Origin of the sequence: Paraburkholderia sp. GAS334 (assembly GCF_050436625.1) — a bacterium.
Classification (GTDB): Bacteria; Pseudomonadota; Gammaproteobacteria; order Burkholderiales; family Burkholderiaceae; genus Paraburkholderia.
In genome coordinates this window covers 244,855-260,289 of record NZ_JBNDMO010000006.1, presented here as the reverse complement: position 1 = coordinate 260,289, position 15,435 = coordinate 244,855, and the positions used below count along the sequence as shown (strand labels likewise).

21 protein-coding genes and 2 tRNA genes are annotated in these 15,435 nt (G+C 62.8%); 14 read left to right on the top strand and 9 right to left on the bottom strand.

Translation table 11 applies throughout. The annotated features are described in order from the left end of the window. Positions 1–78: 78 nt before the first annotated feature. Both P3T21_RS14085 and P3T21_RS14080 read right to left on the bottom strand, forming a co-directional pair. Positions 79–387: a ligand-binding protein SH3 gene (locus P3T21_RS14085; RefSeq protein ID WP_429256538.1), complete on the bottom strand. Its 309-nt coding sequence runs from the start codon at positions 385–387 to the stop codon at positions 79–81. A gap of 405 nt (positions 388–792) precedes the next feature. Further along, positions 793–869: transfer RNA gene (locus tag P3T21_RS14080), tRNA-Met, on the bottom strand. Between the two features lie 217 nt (positions 870–1,086). Between P3T21_RS14080 and P3T21_RS14075 the strand changes: the two genes are divergently transcribed. Both P3T21_RS14075 and P3T21_RS14070 read left to right on the top strand, forming a co-directional pair. After that, the gene (locus P3T21_RS14075) at positions 1,087–1,584 is read left to right on the top strand and encodes a heme-degrading domain-containing protein (protein WP_429256537.1); all 498 of its coding nucleotides are present in this window, start codon (positions 1,087–1,089) and stop codon (positions 1,582–1,584) included. A 10-nt stretch (positions 1,585–1,594) separates the two neighbouring features. Beyond that, entirely contained in the window at positions 1,595–1,927 is a 333-nt protein-coding gene (locus P3T21_RS14070) for a DMT family transporter (protein ID WP_429256635.1), read from the top strand. Between the two features lie 50 nt (positions 1,928–1,977). Here P3T21_RS14070 and P3T21_RS14065 read toward each other — a convergent pair whose 3' ends face one another. Together P3T21_RS14065 and P3T21_RS14060 are read right to left on the bottom strand one after the other, a co-directional pair. Next, on the bottom strand, positions 1,978–2,331 hold the full coding sequence (locus P3T21_RS14065) for a hypothetical protein (protein ID WP_429256536.1): 354 nt from the start codon (positions 2,329–2,331) through the stop codon (positions 1,978–1,980). 86 nt (positions 2,332–2,417) lie between these two features. Next, entirely contained in the window at positions 2,418–2,615 is a 198-nt protein-coding gene (locus tag P3T21_RS14060; protein WP_429256535.1) for a hypothetical protein, read from the bottom strand. A 325-nt stretch (positions 2,616–2,940) separates the two neighbouring features. Between P3T21_RS14060 and P3T21_RS14055 the strand changes: the two genes are divergently transcribed. Continuing rightward, positions 2,941–3,228, top strand: coding sequence for a DUF1488 domain-containing protein (locus P3T21_RS14055; RefSeq protein WP_429256534.1), 288 nt, complete (start codon positions 2,941–2,943; stop codon positions 3,226–3,228). A gap of 54 nt (positions 3,229–3,282) precedes the next feature. Here the strand turns inward: P3T21_RS14055 and P3T21_RS14050 are convergent, their stop codons facing one another. Continuing rightward, positions 3,283–4,251 carry an NAD-dependent epimerase/dehydratase family protein gene (locus P3T21_RS14050; RefSeq protein ID WP_429256533.1) on the bottom strand — a complete coding sequence of 323 codons (969 nt, stop codon included), beginning with the start codon at positions 4,249–4,251 and terminating at the stop codon, positions 3,283–3,285. Positions 4,252–4,403: 152 nt separating this feature from the next. On the opposite strand from P3T21_RS14050, the gene P3T21_RS14045 reads away from it, so the two are divergent. Continuing rightward, positions 4,404–5,147, top strand: a complete 744-nt coding sequence (locus P3T21_RS14045; protein ID WP_429256532.1) for a TetR/AcrR family transcriptional regulator — start codon at positions 4,404–4,406, stop codon at positions 5,145–5,147. Positions 5,148–5,187: 40 nt separating this feature from the next. Further along, a complete protein-coding gene (locus P3T21_RS14040; protein ID WP_429256531.1) occupies positions 5,188–6,318 on the top strand; it encodes an enoyl-CoA hydratase/isomerase family protein in 1,131 nt (376 codons plus the stop codon). Between the two features lie 132 nt (positions 6,319–6,450). Here the strand turns inward: P3T21_RS14040 and P3T21_RS14035 are convergent, their stop codons facing one another. Next, positions 6,451–6,876 (bottom strand): hypothetical protein, encoded by a 426-nt coding sequence (locus tag P3T21_RS14035; RefSeq protein WP_429256530.1) that lies wholly within the window; start codon positions 6,874–6,876, stop codon positions 6,451–6,453. Positions 6,877–7,264: 388 nt separating this feature from the next. On the opposite strand from P3T21_RS14035, the gene ssuD reads away from it, so the two are divergent. The 4 genes from ssuD to P3T21_RS14015 all read left to right on the top strand — a co-directional run bounded on the left by ssuD (position 7,265) and on the right by P3T21_RS14015 (position 10,648). Next, a complete protein-coding gene (ssuD, locus tag P3T21_RS14030) occupies positions 7,265–8,422 on the top strand; it encodes an FMNH2-dependent alkanesulfonate monooxygenase (RefSeq protein WP_429256529.1) in 1,158 nt (385 codons plus the stop codon). Positions 8,423–8,543: 121 nt separating this feature from the next. Continuing rightward, on the top strand, positions 8,544–9,350 hold the full coding sequence (ssuC, locus tag P3T21_RS14025) for an aliphatic sulfonate ABC transporter permease SsuC (RefSeq protein ID WP_429256528.1): 807 nt from the start codon (positions 8,544–8,546) through the stop codon (positions 9,348–9,350). Further along, positions 9,347–10,384: an ATP-binding cassette domain-containing protein gene (locus P3T21_RS14020; RefSeq protein ID WP_429256527.1), complete on the top strand. Its 1,038-nt coding sequence runs from the start codon at positions 9,347–9,349 to the stop codon at positions 10,382–10,384. Before ssuC ends, P3T21_RS14020 begins: the two co-directional genes overlap by 4 nt. A 48-nt stretch (positions 10,385–10,432) precedes the next feature. After that, a complete protein-coding gene (locus tag P3T21_RS14015) occupies positions 10,433–10,648 on the top strand; it encodes a TOBE domain-containing protein (protein WP_117333809.1) in 216 nt (71 codons plus the stop codon). A 72-nt stretch (positions 10,649–10,720) separates the two neighbouring features. On the opposite strand, the gene P3T21_RS14010 is transcribed toward P3T21_RS14015, so the two are convergent. Further along, positions 10,721–10,981: a hypothetical protein gene (locus P3T21_RS14010; RefSeq protein ID WP_429256526.1), complete on the bottom strand. Its 261-nt coding sequence runs from the start codon at positions 10,979–10,981 to the stop codon at positions 10,721–10,723. A 234-nt stretch (positions 10,982–11,215) separates the two neighbouring features. On the opposite strand from P3T21_RS14010, the gene P3T21_RS14005 reads away from it, so the two are divergent. The 3 genes from P3T21_RS14005 to P3T21_RS13995 all read left to right on the top strand — a co-directional run bounded on the left by P3T21_RS14005 (position 11,216) and on the right by P3T21_RS13995 (position 11,954). Further along, on the top strand, positions 11,216–11,410 hold the full coding sequence (locus P3T21_RS14005; RefSeq protein ID WP_429256525.1) for a hypothetical protein: 195 nt from the start codon (positions 11,216–11,218) through the stop codon (positions 11,408–11,410). Between the two features lie 122 nt (positions 11,411–11,532). Continuing rightward, a complete protein-coding gene (locus P3T21_RS14000) occupies positions 11,533–11,796 on the top strand; it encodes a hypothetical protein (RefSeq protein ID WP_429256524.1) in 264 nt (87 codons plus the stop codon). Between the two features lie 2 nt (positions 11,797–11,798). After that, on the top strand, positions 11,799–11,954 hold the full coding sequence (locus tag P3T21_RS13995; protein ID WP_429256523.1) for a glyoxalase superfamily protein: 156 nt from the start codon (positions 11,799–11,801) through the stop codon (positions 11,952–11,954). Positions 11,955–12,072: 118 nt separating this feature from the next. Here P3T21_RS13995 and P3T21_RS13990 read toward each other — a convergent pair whose 3' ends face one another. Next, entirely contained in the window at positions 12,073–12,342 is a 270-nt protein-coding gene (locus tag P3T21_RS13990; RefSeq protein WP_429256522.1) for a hypothetical protein, read from the bottom strand. Positions 12,343–12,647: 305 nt separating this feature from the next. Here P3T21_RS13990 and dusA point away from each other — a divergent pair, with 305 nt between their 5' ends. After that, the gene (gene dusA / locus P3T21_RS13985; protein WP_429256521.1) at positions 12,648–13,649 is read left to right on the top strand and encodes a tRNA dihydrouridine(20/20a) synthase DusA; all 1,002 of its coding nucleotides are present in this window, start codon (positions 12,648–12,650) and stop codon (positions 13,647–13,649) included. A gap of 98 nt (positions 13,650–13,747) precedes the next feature. Then, positions 13,748–13,823 (top strand) — tRNA-His (locus P3T21_RS13980). A 131-nt stretch (positions 13,824–13,954) separates the two neighbouring features. Here the strand turns inward: P3T21_RS13980 and P3T21_RS13975 are convergent. Further along, on the bottom strand, positions 13,955–15,385 hold the full coding sequence (locus tag P3T21_RS13975) for a DHA2 family efflux MFS transporter permease subunit (RefSeq protein WP_429256520.1): 1,431 nt from the start codon (positions 15,383–15,385) through the stop codon (positions 13,955–13,957). Positions 15,386–15,435 lie beyond the last annotated feature (50 nt).

The following is a 15,435-nucleotide window of genomic DNA, read 5'->3' as shown; positions in this document are numbered from 1 at the left end:
CCGGATACGTTCGCCGTGGATGCGAAACGCCGCTGCATTCCTGTCACGTGAGCGCGACGGAAGTGCCTTGCTGGCCGCTCAGGCCTGCGGCGTAATGGATGAAAAAAGCAGAACCACGCCGACCAACAGGAATCCCGCCCCCGTCAGCGTTCTCAATGTCAGTGCCTCGTTGCTCATCATTCCGAAAACGAAGATCTCGAACACCGTCACGCCGACCATTAACGGGTATGCGACGCTCAGTTCGATTTTCTTCAGGGCGATTGCATAAAAGATAAAGCCCAGACCATATGCGCCAAGTGCGCCGACGCGCAGCAACATCGCCTGATTGAGGAGTGCGGAGAGATGGCTGAAATCGTCCACCGATTTGCCGGCGATTCGAAGCAGCACGCTTGCCGTCGCACTGCAGGTGCCGCTTAGCAGCAGAAATATTATGTACATTTTGGCGTGTAGCTAGCGGTCAGGAGATCGGCATGCCGCTTTGACATCGCGCGACACTCTATTTTCGTGAAACATACAGGGCCGGTGAATAGACGTGTGTTCGCTATCCCACGTCGCGGAATATCGAGGGGCCTGGCGAGGCGGCGGAAGAAGGGAAGGGGAACGGCGGGCGCGCTGGGTGCAGCGCGTGTGTTTGATCAGGCGTAGTGCGGATTCGTGGATCGCGGCGAGCAAACACGCCGCCGCTGATCAGAAAGCAAAAAGCCCATCACAGGGATGGGCTTTGAATGCTTCGAACTAATTCTTTCGAGGACTTAGGCTTTCTATTCACCATTCATAGGCGACATCTTTGAATGGTTGCGGGGGTAGGATTTGAACCTACGACCTTCGGGTTATGAGCCCGACGAGCTGCCAGACTGCTCCACCCCGCGTCCGTCGAAGAAAAGATTATAGGACAGATCGAGAGTCGGTGCAACAGCTATTCAAGAACCGGCTTAAATGTGCTTCGCTCCTGACTCCTGACGCTACCTGCGCGCGCTGCTTCATGAGCGCCGCGGGAAGGACGCGCAACACGCTGCGCTAGAATTGAGCGCTTCCCGTGCCGCCCGAGCGCGGCCTCATCTCTCATCTGTGATTTTCTCTCCGCCCATGGACATCGCTCACGATCTTCAGTCGATTCTCGCCCAGGAAAAAGCGCTGGTGTTTCCCCGCTTCGATGCCGACCGTGCCTGGCAGGTCGGCGCATATCTGCATGAAGTGGCGAAGGCGCGTGGACTCGCGCTCGCGATCGACGTGCGTACGTTTGGCCAGCCGCTGTTTTTCAGCGCACTCGATGGCGCGACACCCGACAATGTCGACTGGGCGCGTCGCAAGGGCAACGTGGTCGCGCATTTTCGCCGTAGCTCGTATGCAATCGGGCTGCGCATGCAGCAGGCCGGTTCGACGCTCGCCGAGAAACATGGTCTGCCGGCGAGCGAGTACGCGTCGCACGGCGGCGCGTTTCCGCTGACCGTCGCGGGTGCGGGCGTTATCGGCTCGGTAACGGTGTCGGGGTTGCCGCAGCGCGCCGATCATGAACTGGTTGTCGAAGCGCTGTGCGCGCTGCTCGAAATGGACTACAGCAAGCTCGCGCTCGCGAAGGCCTGACCCGATGCGCCTGCCTCCTTACGCATGGCTCGCCATTGCGATCGTCGCGGAAGTGATTGCGACCTCCGCGCTGCGTGCATCCGACGGCTTCTCGCGGCTCGTGCCTTCGGCGGTCGTCGTGACCGGCTATGCACTGGCGTTCTACTGTCTTTCGATGACGCTTCGATCGATTCCCGTGGGCGTCGTCTACGCGATCTGGTCGGGTGTCGGCATTGTGCTGATCACACTCGTCGCGATCGTGATGTACCGGCAGGTGCCGGATTTCGCGGCCGTCTGCGGCCTCGGGCTGATCGTCGCGGGTGTCGTTGTGCTCAATCTGTTTTCCAGGATGCAGGCGCACTGAAGACGCGCCTGGTACCATCCGGGCGGTTCGGGCGCAGCGTGGCCCGGGCGCTATTTGCAGCGAATGACCATCGAGCGGTTCTTCACGTTCGCCGACACCACGTTCGTGACGCCGCCGCCCGCGGCGCCGCCTTCGTCGTTGTCCTTCGAGATGATGTCGTAGCCCGTCGCGCCGCACGCATTGCCGGCCTGAACGTAGCACGATGCCCAGCTCGAGCCGGCATCGGCGCCGCTACAGTTCACCGCGAAGCCAGTCTGGCCGTTCGGCAGATTGATCAGCGATGTCGTATTCGACGATGCGCACGCGCTCAAGCCTGCAATCAGCAGCGCGGCACAGGGCAGGGCGGCAATGCGCGCCGCGGTAAAAAGGGCAGACGGGCGCGTGCGCCGCTCGAATGACTTCATTGTGTGTCCTCGTGAATGATGTTGCGTGTGTTGCGTGTGTTGCGTGGTGTTCCGGTAACGCCGGCCGGCAGATGGACCGGCGCGCGTCATGCGATTTCGGGATCGATCCGGATCCCGGCGGCGCTGACGATGCGACGACTTTCGGCGCCGCTTTCGCTCGCCGCGTCTTCCCAGATGCTGATGGCTTTCGGTATGTCGATGCCGTGACGCCCGGCATACGCAAACCACTCACTGGCCGCATCGGGCTCGGGGACTTCATTGTGCCGCAGGAAATATTTTCCCATATCGACGTTCTCTCTCCGGATCTGCGTGGATTCAGGGAACTCCCTTCAACAGTTCGACTATTTGCGCGACGACAAGTGCGCTGCGATCGCTGCGCGGCTCGTCGCAGTGTATGCGGAGACGAAAGGGGCGCCGGCGGATCACAGGGGGCGCGCGGAGACGGCGAAATATGCCGGCACCGGTGGCCTCCTTGCATCAAACGCGCGTGGCTGGACCTTCATGTGTCCCTGCGAGTACCATTACCCCGCCATCCGCTCCTGCGCGCCGATCCCCTTTGGCATCTGCGCCACGAAGCGGTTTATGCCGGATTTTCCTGACGAGGCGACCATGGAAATTCGTTTTCTCGCGGACGCACCCGCTTACCGCGACTTCAACCTGACCCTCGTGTTTCCTGCACTCGTGGACGGCGAACCGGTGCCGTGCGCAATCTCGGTCGAAGCGCTCGAAGACCATTTTGGCGCGCAATCCCACGACAGCGAAGGCTGGCGCCGCGCGTTCGACGCGGGCCGCGCGCATATCGAAGCCGTCGCACGCGAGCATCTGCGGATCAGCAACGGCACACCGGTGCTTCTGAAGAGCGGCCACTTTCCGCCGGGCAACGTGCCGGGCGCGTGACTGCCCAGTGGCTGCTCAGTGGCTGCTCAGGCAGCCGCGCATTTCGCGCAGCGTTCAGGCCGCGCGCGCGACGGCGGTTCGCGCCGCCTCAAACGAACGTGCGATGCCTTCCTCGTACGATGTTTTGCGGATCGGCCCGATCAGCGTGCCGAGCGCGGTGTCGTCGAGCACGAGCGGGTCGGTCACGAGGTAGTGCATCTCCACCAGTTCCCGCATCACCGGATTAAAGAGCCCCATCACGCGCAACGTGGGCTTGCCCGCGACCATCAGCTTCGGTGCACGGCCCGCCAGCGCATAAGCCTTTTCCGCGACTTCCCGCTGGGTAATCGTGCCCGCGCCGGCCAGATGCAGCACGCGGCCGTATGCCGGCGGCGTACGCGTCAACGTTTCGACTACCGGGCCGACGTCTGGCATGAAAACGAACTCGTGCGGCACGTCGATCGGGCCGATCATCTGTGCACGCGTGCCACGCGCCGCGCCCTCGAAAACGCCGTGCAGGAAACTGCGTTCGATGCCCGGACCGTAAAAATCTGGCAGCCGCAAAACGAGCGTTTCGAGCCCGTGATGGCCATGCGCGTCGAGCACGAGATTTTCCTGCGCAAGACGCATCTTGCCCTTGAAGGTATGCGGCTCGCGCGGATGCGATTCTGTGACCGGCATCGTCTGCGCACGCCCGTATGGATACACCGTGCCGATCAGGATCAGCCGCTGCACGCCGGCTGCAATCAGTCCGTCGAGCGTTTTCTGCATCAGCGGCGGGTGCGTCGCGAACTGGTCATACGGCACGCCGACGAGGTACACCGCGGTGTGCAGGCCCGCTGCGGCCGCCTTGACTGACGCCGGGTCGTCCGGATTCCACGTGACGATTTCCGCATTCGGGTCGCTCCCGAACGACGTTTGCAACGCCTTCCGCCCGCGTCCGATCACCCGGTATTGCCGGCCGGCCGCGCTCAACGCCGCCGCGATGCTTTGCCCAGCCGCGCCTGCGGCACCAAACAGACCTGTTTTTCCTGCAGTTTCCATGTCGACTCCGGGTTTCGCGATGACTTTGGACGGCCTCAGAACGCCATCCAGACTGGCGGTTGATTAACACTTGAGGGTTTACTGAACAACGTTCACTAAACGGTGTTCAGTTTAATTTGACTTTTCAGTTTGTCAACCCGAAAATGCATGACATGGGAATCGCCGAACGAAAGAACCGTCAGAAAATGGCGCTGCGCGAACGCATCCTCGATGCGTCGCGGCGCATCGTGATGCGTGAAGGCTTCGCTGCGCTGTCGATGCGCAAGATCGCCGACGCCATCGAATATTCGCCCGCCACGCTGTATCTGCATTTCGCGAGCCGCGACGAGATCGCGCGGGCGTTGTGTGCGGAAGGCTATGCGCAGCTGCTCGCAAGCTTCGAGCCGCTCACGCAGATCGCCGATCCGGGCGAGCGTCTCCGGGCGCTGGGGCGCGCGTATGTCGCCTTCGGCATCGCGCATCCGGAAACGTACCGGCTGATCTTCATGGAGGATCCGACCTACACCGACGCCGCACTCGCCGAGGCCGCCGATGCATCGGACGAAGCGGGCGACGCATCGTTTCGTCTGATGGTCGATTCGATCGATGAACTCAAGGCGGCAGGGCGATTGCCCGCATCTGCGGAAGGCGCGGTATGGGCTGAAGCGCTGTGGGCCACCATGCACGGCATCGTCGCGTTGAAGCTCACGTGTCCCGTCTTTCCACGCACGCCGGTCGATACGTTGATTAACGTCGCGTTCGATGCGTGGTTCGGCTCCGCCACCGCCAGCACTGACGCCGCGACCGCCCAGCCGGCACCGCAGGCGCATGCAATGGCCCAGCCCGAACCTGAATCGAAGCCGCGCCCCAAACGCGCGCGTCGCACGGCTGCGAAACCGGAATCGCCGGTCACGTGATACCGTTCAGTTCCCGATTCATTCAATCTCCCCGCAGCCCATGTCCATCACCGCAACGCCCGCAACCAGCGACGAAATCATCACCTATGTCGCAAACCATATTGGCTTCATCGAACTCGAGCGTCCCAAGGCGCTGAATGCGCTGTCCACCGGCATGATCCGCGCGATGCATGCCGCGCTGGAAAGCTGGCGTGAAGATCCCGACGTGCTCGCGATCGTCGTGCGCAGCCAGCATGCGCGGGCGTTCTGCGCGGGTGGCGATATCCGCTTTCTGTACGGGGCGGCGCAACGTGGCGATCGTGATCTGCTGGACACTTTTTTCACTGAGGAATACGCGCTCAATCACGCGATCTTCACGTATCCGAAGCCGTATATCGCGTTGATGAGTGGCGTCGTGATGGGCGGCGGCATGGGCATTTCGCTGGGCGCGCATCGCACGCACGGCTTGCGCGTCGTGACCGGCTCGACGCGCATGGCAATGCCCGAAACCCGCATCGGACTATTCCCCGACGTCGGCGCCGGCTGGTTTCTCGCGCGCACACCGGGCGCACTCGGCCGCTATCTGGCGATCACTGGCGAGACGATCGGCGCGGCCGATGCGCTCTATGCAGGTCTCGCCGATACCTATATCGACGATGCGGCGTTGCCTGCCCTGATCGATACGTTGAAGAGCGAGTCGTTCGAATCTGGCGCGGATATCGTGGCGTGCGTCGAGCGCGAAGCGGCCCGCTGCAAGGTCATGCCGAGGCCGGATGCATCGCCGCTTGCGCAGGCGCGTGCGCTGATCGACCGGCATTTTTCGAAAGCCGACGTCGCGCAGATTCTGAAATCGCTGGAAACGGAAGAGGAATGTGAGGCGGCCGAATGGGCCGAGCAGACCATCGCCGTATTGCGCGAACGCTCGCCGCTATCGATGGCGATTTCGTTCGAGGTGGTGACGCGCGCCGAAGGATCGATGGCGGAGTGTCTGCGTCGCGATCTCGATCTGACGCGCTCGTGCTTCAGTCACGGCGACGTGATCGAAGGCGTTCGGGCGCGCATCATCGACAAGGACAATCGTCCGGCATGGCGCTCCGCGCGTATCGAAGATGTGCCGGCCGAAGAGGTCGAGAAGATGTTCGACAGCCCGTGGCCGGCGGCAGAACATCCGTTGCGTGAGCTTCACGACTAGCCAGCTGGAGGCCGGGCTGTAATGGCCCGGTCGTTTCTGCCGCGCCGCAGTCCGTGCGATCCCGGCAGTTGCAACAGTCCCAATCCCCGGTCGCTCGGTCACGCGCCATTCGCCGGGGCATTCCGCAAACGCCTACTCCTCCTCATGCGCGGCCATGAACGCCCGCATGAAGACCAGCGCGCCCCAGCCCCACATCGCATTGGCCGCGAAGCCGACGGCAAGCCGCGGCAGCATGTTGCCGCTCGGCCAGATGCCGCGCAACGGATCGACAACGAACACGCTTGCTGCGGTCAGCACGATGCCGCCGAACACGAACGCCTGAACCCACGGCGCGATCCGCTCAGGCGATATGCGCAACAGCCACGCCATCAGCACGGCCCAGACCGAACTCCAGATTGCATTCGCGATGAACCCGGGCAAACCGAGTGGCAGAAAAGGGTCGGTCGAGAAGCCCGTCGGGTCGATCAGCCCGGCGGCGTGCAACAACGCGAGCGTCGATTCGTGAAAGAACAGGGAAGCCAGAAAGCCAGACACGAACGGCAGGATGATCTTTTGCATGCATTGCACCGCCAGGGGCACGTCGGCGAGGTTCGCAGCGCCGTGCCGGGATTATCGGAAAACGTGCGTCATTATATAGACCGCCAGCGCCCACACCGCGCACGCGGTGGCGCGTGCCGCGCTCGCCGTGCCCGTATGCTAAAGCGTCGGGCAAATCACGAAAGTGGAAAACCTAAGCTCAAATAAATCGTTCAAAAGCTTCAACCCCGTCCCTAGACTGTTTCCCCATGCAGACGCTTTAGCCGTCGCCCCTCTGGCGCACGACAGTGCGCGTCGCGCGTTCCTCGATGATGCCGCTTCATCGCCGTTGTCATGGATGGCGAGGCGTGTTGTCGCGTGTGTCCGCCCGACCGGATTCACCCGTTTCGAATAAAAGCAGGAGCAGCCCATGAATGTGTTCTGGTTCATTCCGACTCACGGCGACAGCCGCTATCTCGGCACGTCCGAAGGCGCGCGCGCAGCCGACTACGACTACTTCCAGCAGATCGCCGTCGCAGCCGATACGCTCGGCTACGAGGGCGTGCTGCTGCCCACCGGCCGTTCGTGCGAAGACGCCTGGGTGGTTGCGTCGAGTCTGATTCCGGTCACAAAGCGCCTCAAGTTTCTCGTCGCGATCCGGCCGGGCATCGCGTCGCCGGGTCTGTCGGCGCGTATGGCGGCGACCTTCGACCGTCTCTCCAACGGACGTCTGCTGATCAACGTCGTGACGGGCGGCGACGCAGCCGAACTCGAAGGCGATGGACTCTTCGTCGATCACGATACGCGTTACGAAATCACCGACGAGTTCCTTCGCATCTGGCGTGCCCAGCTCACCGCCGCGCACACGAACGATTCGATCGACTTCATCGGCAGGCATCTGACGTCGAAGGGCGGCAAGGCGCTGTATCCGCCCGTGCAGAATCCGCATCCGCCGCTGTGGTTCGGTGGCTCGTCGCCGGCGGCGCACGAGATGGCGGGCGAGCACATCGATACGTATCTGACGTGGGGCGAGCCACCCGCAGCCGTCGCGAAGAAGATCGCCGACATCCGTTCGCGCGCCGAAGCGCGGGGCCGCAAGATCAAATTCGGCATCCGCCTGCACGTGATCGTGCGCGAAACCGAAGAAGAAGCATGGGCCGCGGCCGACAGGCTCATCAGCAAGCTCGACGATGAAACCGTCGCACGCGCGCAGGCGTCGTTTTCGAAGATGGATTCCGAAGGGCAGCGTCGCATGGCCGCGCTGCACGGCGGCAAGCGTGGCAGCCGCCAGGAACTCGAGGTGTATCCGAACGTGTGGGCCGGCGTCGGGCTCGTGCGCGGCGGCGCGGGCACCGCGCTTGTCGGCAATCCGCAGCAGGTCGCGGCGCGCATGAAGGAGTATGCAGAGCTGGGCATCGAGACATTCATTCTGTCCGGCTACCCGCATCTCGAAGAGTCGTATCGCTTCGCCGAACTCGTGTTCCCGCTGTTGCCGGACCGGCTGAAGAAGACTGCGAGCGGTCCGCTGTCAGGGCCGTTCGGCGAGATCGTCGGCAACAACTACCTGCCGAAGGCAGCGCAGAGTTGATCGAGTGCTGAACGTGCGTTGAGTTAGTTGAACCGTTGACCTGAAAACGGTCAGCTGACGCAACTGGCCATGAGCGGCAGTAACGGGCAACGTCGAAAAAGCATCGGAAAGGAATCACATCATGGCTGAATCGCGTATCAGGACGGGACGTCTCCGGCGGCTCGGCGCACACGTCGCACCGTGGATCGCACCTTTGCTGATCCTGCTCGCGTGGGAAGTGGCCGCGCGCAGTGGCGTGCTGTCCGCGCGCGTGCTGCCCGAACCGCTGGCGGTCGTGAAGGCCGCGTGGTCGCTGATCCGCTCAGGCGAAATGTGGGCCGACGTGAAGGTCAGCACGTGGCGCGCGGTGTCGGGATTTGTCGTCGGCGGGGGCATCGGTCTCGTGCTCGGTCTCGCGACGGGTCTCTTCAGGCCGGCCGAAGTCGTGCTCGATTCGACCGTGCAGATGATCCGCAACATTCCCGCGCTCGCGATGATTCCGCTAGTGATCCTCTGGTTCGGTATCGAAGAAGAGGCGAAGGTGTTTCTCGTCGCGCTCGGCGTGTTCTTTCCGGTTTACGTGAACACGTACCACGGCATCCGTTCAGTCGACGCGAACCTGGTCGAGATGGCGCGCAGTTACGGCGTGAAGGGCTTCGCACTTTATCGACATGTGGTGCTGCCGGGCGCGTTGCCTTCGATTCTTGTCGGCGTGCGGTTCGCGTTCGGGCTGATGTGGGTCACGCTGATTGTCGCGGAAACGATCTCCGCGCAGTCGGGCATTGGCTATATGACGATGAATGCGCGCGAGTTTTTGCAGACCGATGTCGTGGTGGTCGGCATTCTGTTGTACGCGGCGCTGGGCAAGCTCGCCGACATGCTCGCGAAGCGTCTGGAGCGCGTCACGTTGCGCTGGCATCCCGCGTATCAACGAGGAGCGAAAGCATGAGCGCAACGCTTTTTTCCGCCTCGTATGCCGGCGTCTCGGGTCTCGATCTGGAAGCCGAACTGGCGCAACCGCGCACGCTCGATCACGATCGTGCCGAAGCCGCGGCGCTCGATGTTTCTGGCAATGCGTTCGATGTTGACAGCGTTTCCAGCGGGGCCCGCGTTGACACTGCATCGCAGGCACTCATCCGCGAAGCGCCGCGCGCAGCCGACGACGCCGTCGAACTGCGCGGCGTCGGCAAACGGTATGGCGAGCGCACGGTGCTGTCGGATTTCAGTCTTTCGATCGAGCGCGGCAGCTTTGTCGCGATCGTCGGCCGGAGTGGTTGCGGCAAGTCGACGCTGCTGCGCCTCGTCGCCGAACTCGAAGCGCCCGACGCCGGCGTGCTCGAAAAGCGCGACGCACGCGGCGCGCCGCTCGACACGCGAATCATGTTTCAGGATGCGCGTCTCTTGCCATGGAAGACCGTGCTGCAGAACGTGATGCTGGGCCTCGGCCGTGGCGCCCGCGAAGACGCGCGTGCCGTGCTGGCCGAAGTCGGCCTCGCCGGGCGCGCGAACGACTGGCCTGCGCAGCTATCCGGCGGTCAGCGTCAACGCGTTGCGCTGGCGCGCGCGCTCGTGCATCGGCCGCAACTGCTGCTGCTCGACGAGCCGCTTGGCGCGCTCGATGCGCTCACGCGAATCGAGATGCATGCGTTGATCGAGCGGCTGTGGCGCGAGCATCAGTTCACCGCGCTGCTCGTCACGCATGACGTGCACGAGGCCGTGGCACTCGGCGATCGCATTCTGCTGATCGAAGAAGGGCGCATCGCGCTCGACCAGCCCGTGCCGCTCGCACGTCCGCGTGCGCGCGCGTCGGCGGCCTTTGCCGCGCTCGAAGAACACGTGCTGCAGCGTGTGCTGAAAACCGCATCGAACGACGACGCCCTGTCGTATCCCGCTGATGTCGCCGAAGGTGCCGCTGGTGTCTTCGGGAACACCGATGTGACAGGTCATCCCGTGCGGCCGACGGAAGTCCGTTGGGCCGTTTGATGTCCCTTGCCTGACCGCTTTTTAATCGTTCTACTGGAGTCACTCGACATGAGCATTTCCGCAATCAATGTACGTAATCAGTTCAAAGGCAAGGTCAAGGAAATCATCCGCGGACCGGTCGTATCCGAAGTCGATGTCGATACGCCATTTGGCATCGTGACTTCGGTGATCACGACGCGTTCCGTCGATGAACTCGAACTGAAAGTCGGCGCGGAAGTGGTCGCGCTGGTGAAGTCGACAGAGGTGTCGATCGCACGCCTGTAGGACGTGATCCGCGCGTGTCCGTGACTGCGTTTCTCGGCACGTCACGACGGGCGATCGCGTGCTGTTGCGGTATCACTTCGCGTTTGCCGCGCTGGCCGGCGGCGCTCGCGTGATATTGTCCCGGGTCGGCTTGTCGGGGCGCTTCACCGGCATGTTGTCCGGGTTATCGGGGTGATCGACCCGCGCGCTACCCGATGCCGCCGAAGGCGGGACGGCCATCGAGGCCGCGCTGTCATTCGGCGCCGGTTGTTGCGCCATCGCGAGCTCGCTTACGACGGCGAGGCATGACGCGGCGGCGATCTGCGCAGCCGATGCGATTTCGATGCGTTTCATTCGACTCTCCCAAACAGGTTCTCCCGAGCAGCTTTCGACACTGCTGTTCTTTCCGGATGGACCTGACGCGCGGCGGAACAGATTCGCCTGCAGCTGTCCTCCAGGTCCTTAAGCGTCTTCAGTGCCTTGAAGCAAACGACGCACCCGAACCGGGGGGGGCGTGCGTCCCAGAATCGCCGCTGTGCGATTCCGTGGAAGTGCTAGGATGAATTGAGCATGTTGAAGGAGACAGCCATGCCGAAATCCCTGAGTACGGAAGCGATCGACGCGCTGCGGCTGCTGAACGAGGTTGGCATCGGGCAGCCCGCGCCCCAGCTGCCGTCAGGCGTCGCGGCTGAATTGCTGAGTGCCGGCGTTGCGACCCGCAGCGCGGACCACGTCGAAATTACCTGCGACGGCAGAAAATATCTATCCGGCGATTGCGATTGATCCGGCCGCTACGGTCGATCGCACCCCTGTACGCTGGATCGTGATGACATGAAGCTGATTGCGGATGCGCTATCGTCCGCGGGGCCGTTGCGCGTTGCCGTTCAGAAAACGTGAGGAAAGGCATGAAACCCGTCGGCGCCGACATGGGCGACTACACAGAACGTTACGGGGACTACGACATCGAGGTCGCGGTCGAGCAGGTGCTGACCGGCGTCAAGGCGCACTTTCGCGTGCTGAAGGCGGGCGCCGTCGCGATCGACTGGCGCCTCGTGCATATCGACCGGCTGTGGTCGACGGAGCACGGCGCGGCCGAAGCCGGCTTTCGCGCTGCACGCGAGGCCATCGACGCTGCTGACGGCACCGGCGCCGGCGCCGACATGCGCTGATCGTGCGTAAATCGTCGCGCCTCGCGATGTTCCCCGGCGTCGAGCAGAGAGGCTGGCGCAGGGTAATGGAGGTTTTCGATCCGTTCGGGAACTGGATACGGTTCTGCGAATTGTCGAAGCAGGCAGCGGGAGTAGACGCGCGGAGGAAGGCTGGATGAGCCGGTGAAGCGAGAGCGGTGAGGCGGTAACAGCGGGGCGGTAAGGCGGGCGGTAAAGCGGGGAAAACCGGAAAAGCAAAAGCCGGACGCCCTTGTGAGGCGTCCGGCTTGCAGTCAATTAATGACCGAAGAACACCGAGCCAGGGCCGGTTTGTTCTGCGCGGCTGCCGGATTGCGACGACGACGCGTTGACACCGCCGTAGGCGCTATTGGAAGCCTGAGCGGCACGCTCAGCAGCGACGGTCTGCGCATTCTGGCCTTGCTGCGAAGCAGGCGCGCCGACGGTCGGGTTGTAATGCGGCGCCGGGCCGTAGCCACTTGCGAAGGCAGGAGCTGCGATTGCAGCAGAAGCGGCGATCAGGACGGCGGCGATAAGCTTGCTCTTCATGGTGACTCTCCAATAAACGTTGATTTCGGTACGAAGCCGTTGCGGAAGGTTTTGTTTTTCACCTGTCGCAACGTCGATGGAGCTAGTGTATTCCCCTACTATCGAAAATTTGTACCCATAATTTGAATTTACTATTCTGCAATCAGGAACAATGGTTCGAAGCCTTGGAGAACAGGCGTTCCGGACGTTTCGACCCCTGTTTGGGGTGTTCCGGACGGGTTTAAGTCCTCAACGTCGGCAGGGACAAGCTGTGTCGACGGCATGCTGTAAAATCGCGGTTTGATTCCCGCCGTCTGGCCGTTCCCATGTCTTCATCTCAATCCCCGAGTCCCCGTCGCGTCAGCGTTGCGCCGATGATGGACTGGACCGATCGCCACTGCCGCTCGTTTCACCGCATCCTGTCGCGCCACACGTGGCTCTATACGGAGATGGTGACGACGGGCGCGCTGATTCACGGCGATGTCGCGCGTCATCTCGCGTTTACGGCCGACGAAGCGCCCGTTGCGTTGCAACTGGGCGGGAGTGAGCCGGCGGACCTCGCGCGCGCAGCGAAACTGGGTGAGCAATGGGGCTATGACGAGATCAATCTGAATTGCGGCTGCCCGTCGGAACGCGTGCAGCGCGGCGCATTCGGTGCGTGTCTGATGAACGAGCCGCAGCTCGTTGCGGACTGCGTGAAGGCAATGCGCGATGTGGTGTCGGTGCCGGTGACGGTGAAGCATCGGATCGGCGTTGACGCGGTGGAAGAGTACGGTTTCGTGCGCGACTTCGTCGGCACGATCGCCGACGCAGGCTGCGACGTGTTCATCGTGCATGCGCGCAATGCGATCCTCAAAGGGCTGAGCCCGAAGGAGAATCGCGAGATCCCGCCGCTCAAATACGATTACGCGTACCAGTTGAAGCGCGAGTTCCCGCACCTCGAAATCATCCTGAACGGCGGCGTGAAAACACTCGACGAGGTCGAGACCCATCTGCAGCATGTCGATGGCGTGATGCTCGGGCGCGAGGCGTATCACAACCCGTATGTGCTCGCGGATGTCGACGCGCGTTTCTACGGTTCGTCAGAACCTGCGCTGAGTCGCGAAGCCGCTGAAGCAAAGCTCATCGAGTATTGCGCGGCCGAGCTTGCGCGCGGGACGTTCCTCGGTGGCGTGACGCGTCATGCGCTTGGGCTGTATCGCGGTGTCGCGGGTGCGCGTGGGTGGCGTCGTGTACTGTCCGATAACAAAAAGCTCGCGTTGGGCGATCTCGCGATCTTCGACGAAGCGCGCACGCATCTGCGTGAGCCCGCCGAAATGTTTGAATAAAGGGCTAGGCAAACGCTATCCATGTTTGTATAATCTCGCTTCTCGATCGGCAAGCCAGTTCATGGCGAGCCACGGAGCAGTTCAAAGTTGTCCCAGTGGTGGCTGTAGCTCAGTTGGTAGAGTCCAGGATTGTGATTCCTGTCGTCGTGGGTTCGAGTCCCATCAGCCACCCCATCGTTTAAATCCCCCCCTGTCTGTTTTATGGCTATTCCCGGAAGCGAATTCTTTCGTCGCGTCGTCGCGTTTGCACGCTTCGTCGAGCCTTCTTCGCGCCCTGCGTCGTGCCATCGCAGGACATGCAGCCGTCAAACCCCACTGCGCCCATGTCCGCTCACGTGTGCGCCTGCCCGCCGGTCGAGGCCGACCACGTCGACGATTGCCGCGAACCCCAGCGCGGCCACGATCAGAAACGCCAGGCTGAAGTCGGCGGTGGTCACCGTCTGGCCGTCGTGTCCGTGAACCCACGCCGCGATCCGCAGCGCGATCGCGCCGAATGCGACGCCCATGCCCACGGTCATCTGCCCGAGCGTGCTCGAGAGCGTCGACGCGCCGCTCATCTGCGATTTGGGGACGTCCGCGAAACTGAGCGTGTTGATCGCGGTGAACTGCAGCGAACGCGCGAGGCCGCTGACGAACAGCACCACGACAATCCAGAACGAGGGCGTCGTGGGCGTCAGCAGACTCATCGCTGCAAGCGACAATGCTGCAAACGCGCCATTCACCAGCAGCACGGAGCGGAACCCGTATCGTCGCATGATGGGCGTCGTGACGAGCTTCATCGACAGGTTCCCGGCGAACACCGCGAGCGTGAGCAAGCCGGACTGGAACGCGTTCAAGCCGAAGGCGATCTGGAACATCAGCGGCAGCAGAAAGGGCACCGCGCTGATCGACACGCGAAAGAGCGATCCGCCGCCCATCGCGACTGCAAAAGTCCTGATCGTGAACGCGGAAAGGTCGACCACCGGATGCGTCGTGCGCCGCAGATGAAACAGCGCGGCCGCGCCGGCCACGACGCCGATGACGAGGCACACCAGCGCCTGAATCCACGGCGCGTCCGCGCGACCGGTCAATTCCATCGCGTACATCAACGCCGTGCAGGCGAGCCCCGACAACACGAAACCCGGCGCGTCGAACGGGCGCTTTTCCGCTTCGCGTTCGTTGCCGATGGAGCGCCATGCCAGCACAAGGCCAATCAGGCCAAGCGGCAGATTCAGATAGAAGATCCAGCGCCACGATGAATACGTCGTGATCAGGCCGCCCAGTGGCGGCCCGATCACCGGCGCCACAAGCCCTGGCCAGGTGATGATCGAGATCGCGCGCATCAGGTTGTCCTTGGGCGTCGCGCGCAGGACCGCCAGCCTGCCGACCGGCACCATCATCGCGCCGCCGATGCCCTGAAGGATGCGCGCCGCCGTGAATTCAACGAGACCATGTGTGATGCCACACAGCACCGACGAAGCGGTAAACACCGCAAGCGCGGCGGTGAACACGTTGCGCACGCCGAAGCGGTCGGCTGCCCAGCCGCTGATCGGGATGAAGACGGCGAGCGTCAGCAGATACGACGTGATGCCGATGCTGAGATCGACCGGATGCACGTTGAACGATCGCGCCATCTGCGGCAGGGCGGTTGCGATGATGGTGCCGTCGAGGTTTTCCATGAAGAACGCGGCGGCCACAAGCACGACGATCAGCGACGAATCACCGGGATGTGGTGTGACGGACGATGAACCTGACATCTACATGACACTCCGGAGCGAAGTGAGGCGGGGCGGCGCATCCGCATGCG

What these genes read in the sequence shown, in the direction of transcription:
- P3T21_RS14015 (WP_117333809.1), top strand. Translation starts at nt 10,433, where the DNA reads ATGAGCATTTCCGCAATCAATGTACGTAATCAGTTCAAAGGCAAGGTC.
- P3T21_RS14055 (WP_429256534.1), top strand. Translation starts at nt 2,941, where the DNA reads ATGGAAATTCGTTTTCTCGCGGACGCACCCGCTTACCGCGACTTCAAC.
- P3T21_RS14000 (WP_429256524.1), top strand. Translation starts at nt 11,533, where the DNA reads ATGAAACCCGTCGGCGCCGACATGGGCGACTACACAGAACGTTACGGG.
- P3T21_RS14045 (WP_429256532.1), top strand. Translation starts at nt 4,404, where the DNA reads ATGGGAATCGCCGAACGAAAGAACCGTCAGAAAATGGCGCTGCGCGAA.
- P3T21_RS14060 (WP_429256535.1), bottom strand. Translation starts at nt 2,615, where the DNA reads ATGGGAAAATATTTCCTGCGGCACAATGAAGTCCCCGAGCCCGATGCG.
- P3T21_RS14005 (WP_429256525.1), top strand. Translation starts at nt 11,216, where the DNA reads ATGCCGAAATCCCTGAGTACGGAAGCGATCGACGCGCTGCGGCTGCTG.
- ssuC (WP_429256528.1), top strand. Translation starts at nt 8,544, where the DNA reads ATGGCTGAATCGCGTATCAGGACGGGACGTCTCCGGCGGCTCGGCGCA.
- P3T21_RS13990 (WP_429256522.1), bottom strand. Translation starts at nt 12,342, where the DNA reads ATGAAGAGCAAGCTTATCGCCGCCGTCCTGATCGCCGCTTCTGCTGCA.
- P3T21_RS14040 (WP_429256531.1), top strand. Translation starts at nt 5,188, where the DNA reads ATGTCCATCACCGCAACGCCCGCAACCAGCGACGAAATCATCACCTAT.
- P3T21_RS14010 (WP_429256526.1), bottom strand. Translation starts at nt 10,981, where the DNA reads ATGAAACGCATCGAAATCGCATCGGCTGCGCAGATCGCCGCCGCGTCA.
- P3T21_RS14075 (WP_429256537.1), top strand. Translation starts at nt 1,087, where the DNA reads ATGGACATCGCTCACGATCTTCAGTCGATTCTCGCCCAGGAAAAAGCG.
- ssuD (WP_429256529.1), top strand. Translation starts at nt 7,265, where the DNA reads ATGAATGTGTTCTGGTTCATTCCGACTCACGGCGACAGCCGCTATCTC.
- P3T21_RS14050 (WP_429256533.1), bottom strand. Translation starts at nt 4,251, where the DNA reads ATGGAAACTGCAGGAAAAACAGGTCTGTTTGGTGCCGCAGGCGCGGCT.
- P3T21_RS14020 (WP_429256527.1), top strand. Translation starts at nt 9,347, where the DNA reads ATGAGCGCAACGCTTTTTTCCGCCTCGTATGCCGGCGTCTCGGGTCTC.
- P3T21_RS14065 (WP_429256536.1), bottom strand. Translation starts at nt 2,331, where the DNA reads ATGAAGTCATTCGAGCGGCGCACGCGCCCGTCTGCCCTTTTTACCGCG.
- P3T21_RS13975 (WP_429256520.1), bottom strand. Translation starts at nt 15,385, where the DNA reads ATGTCAGGTTCATCGTCCGTCACACCACATCCCGGTGATTCGTCGCTG.
- P3T21_RS14035 (WP_429256530.1), bottom strand. Translation starts at nt 6,876, where the DNA reads ATGCAAAAGATCATCCTGCCGTTCGTGTCTGGCTTTCTGGCTTCCCTG.
- dusA (WP_429256521.1), top strand. Translation starts at nt 12,648, where the DNA reads ATGTCTTCATCTCAATCCCCGAGTCCCCGTCGCGTCAGCGTTGCGCCG.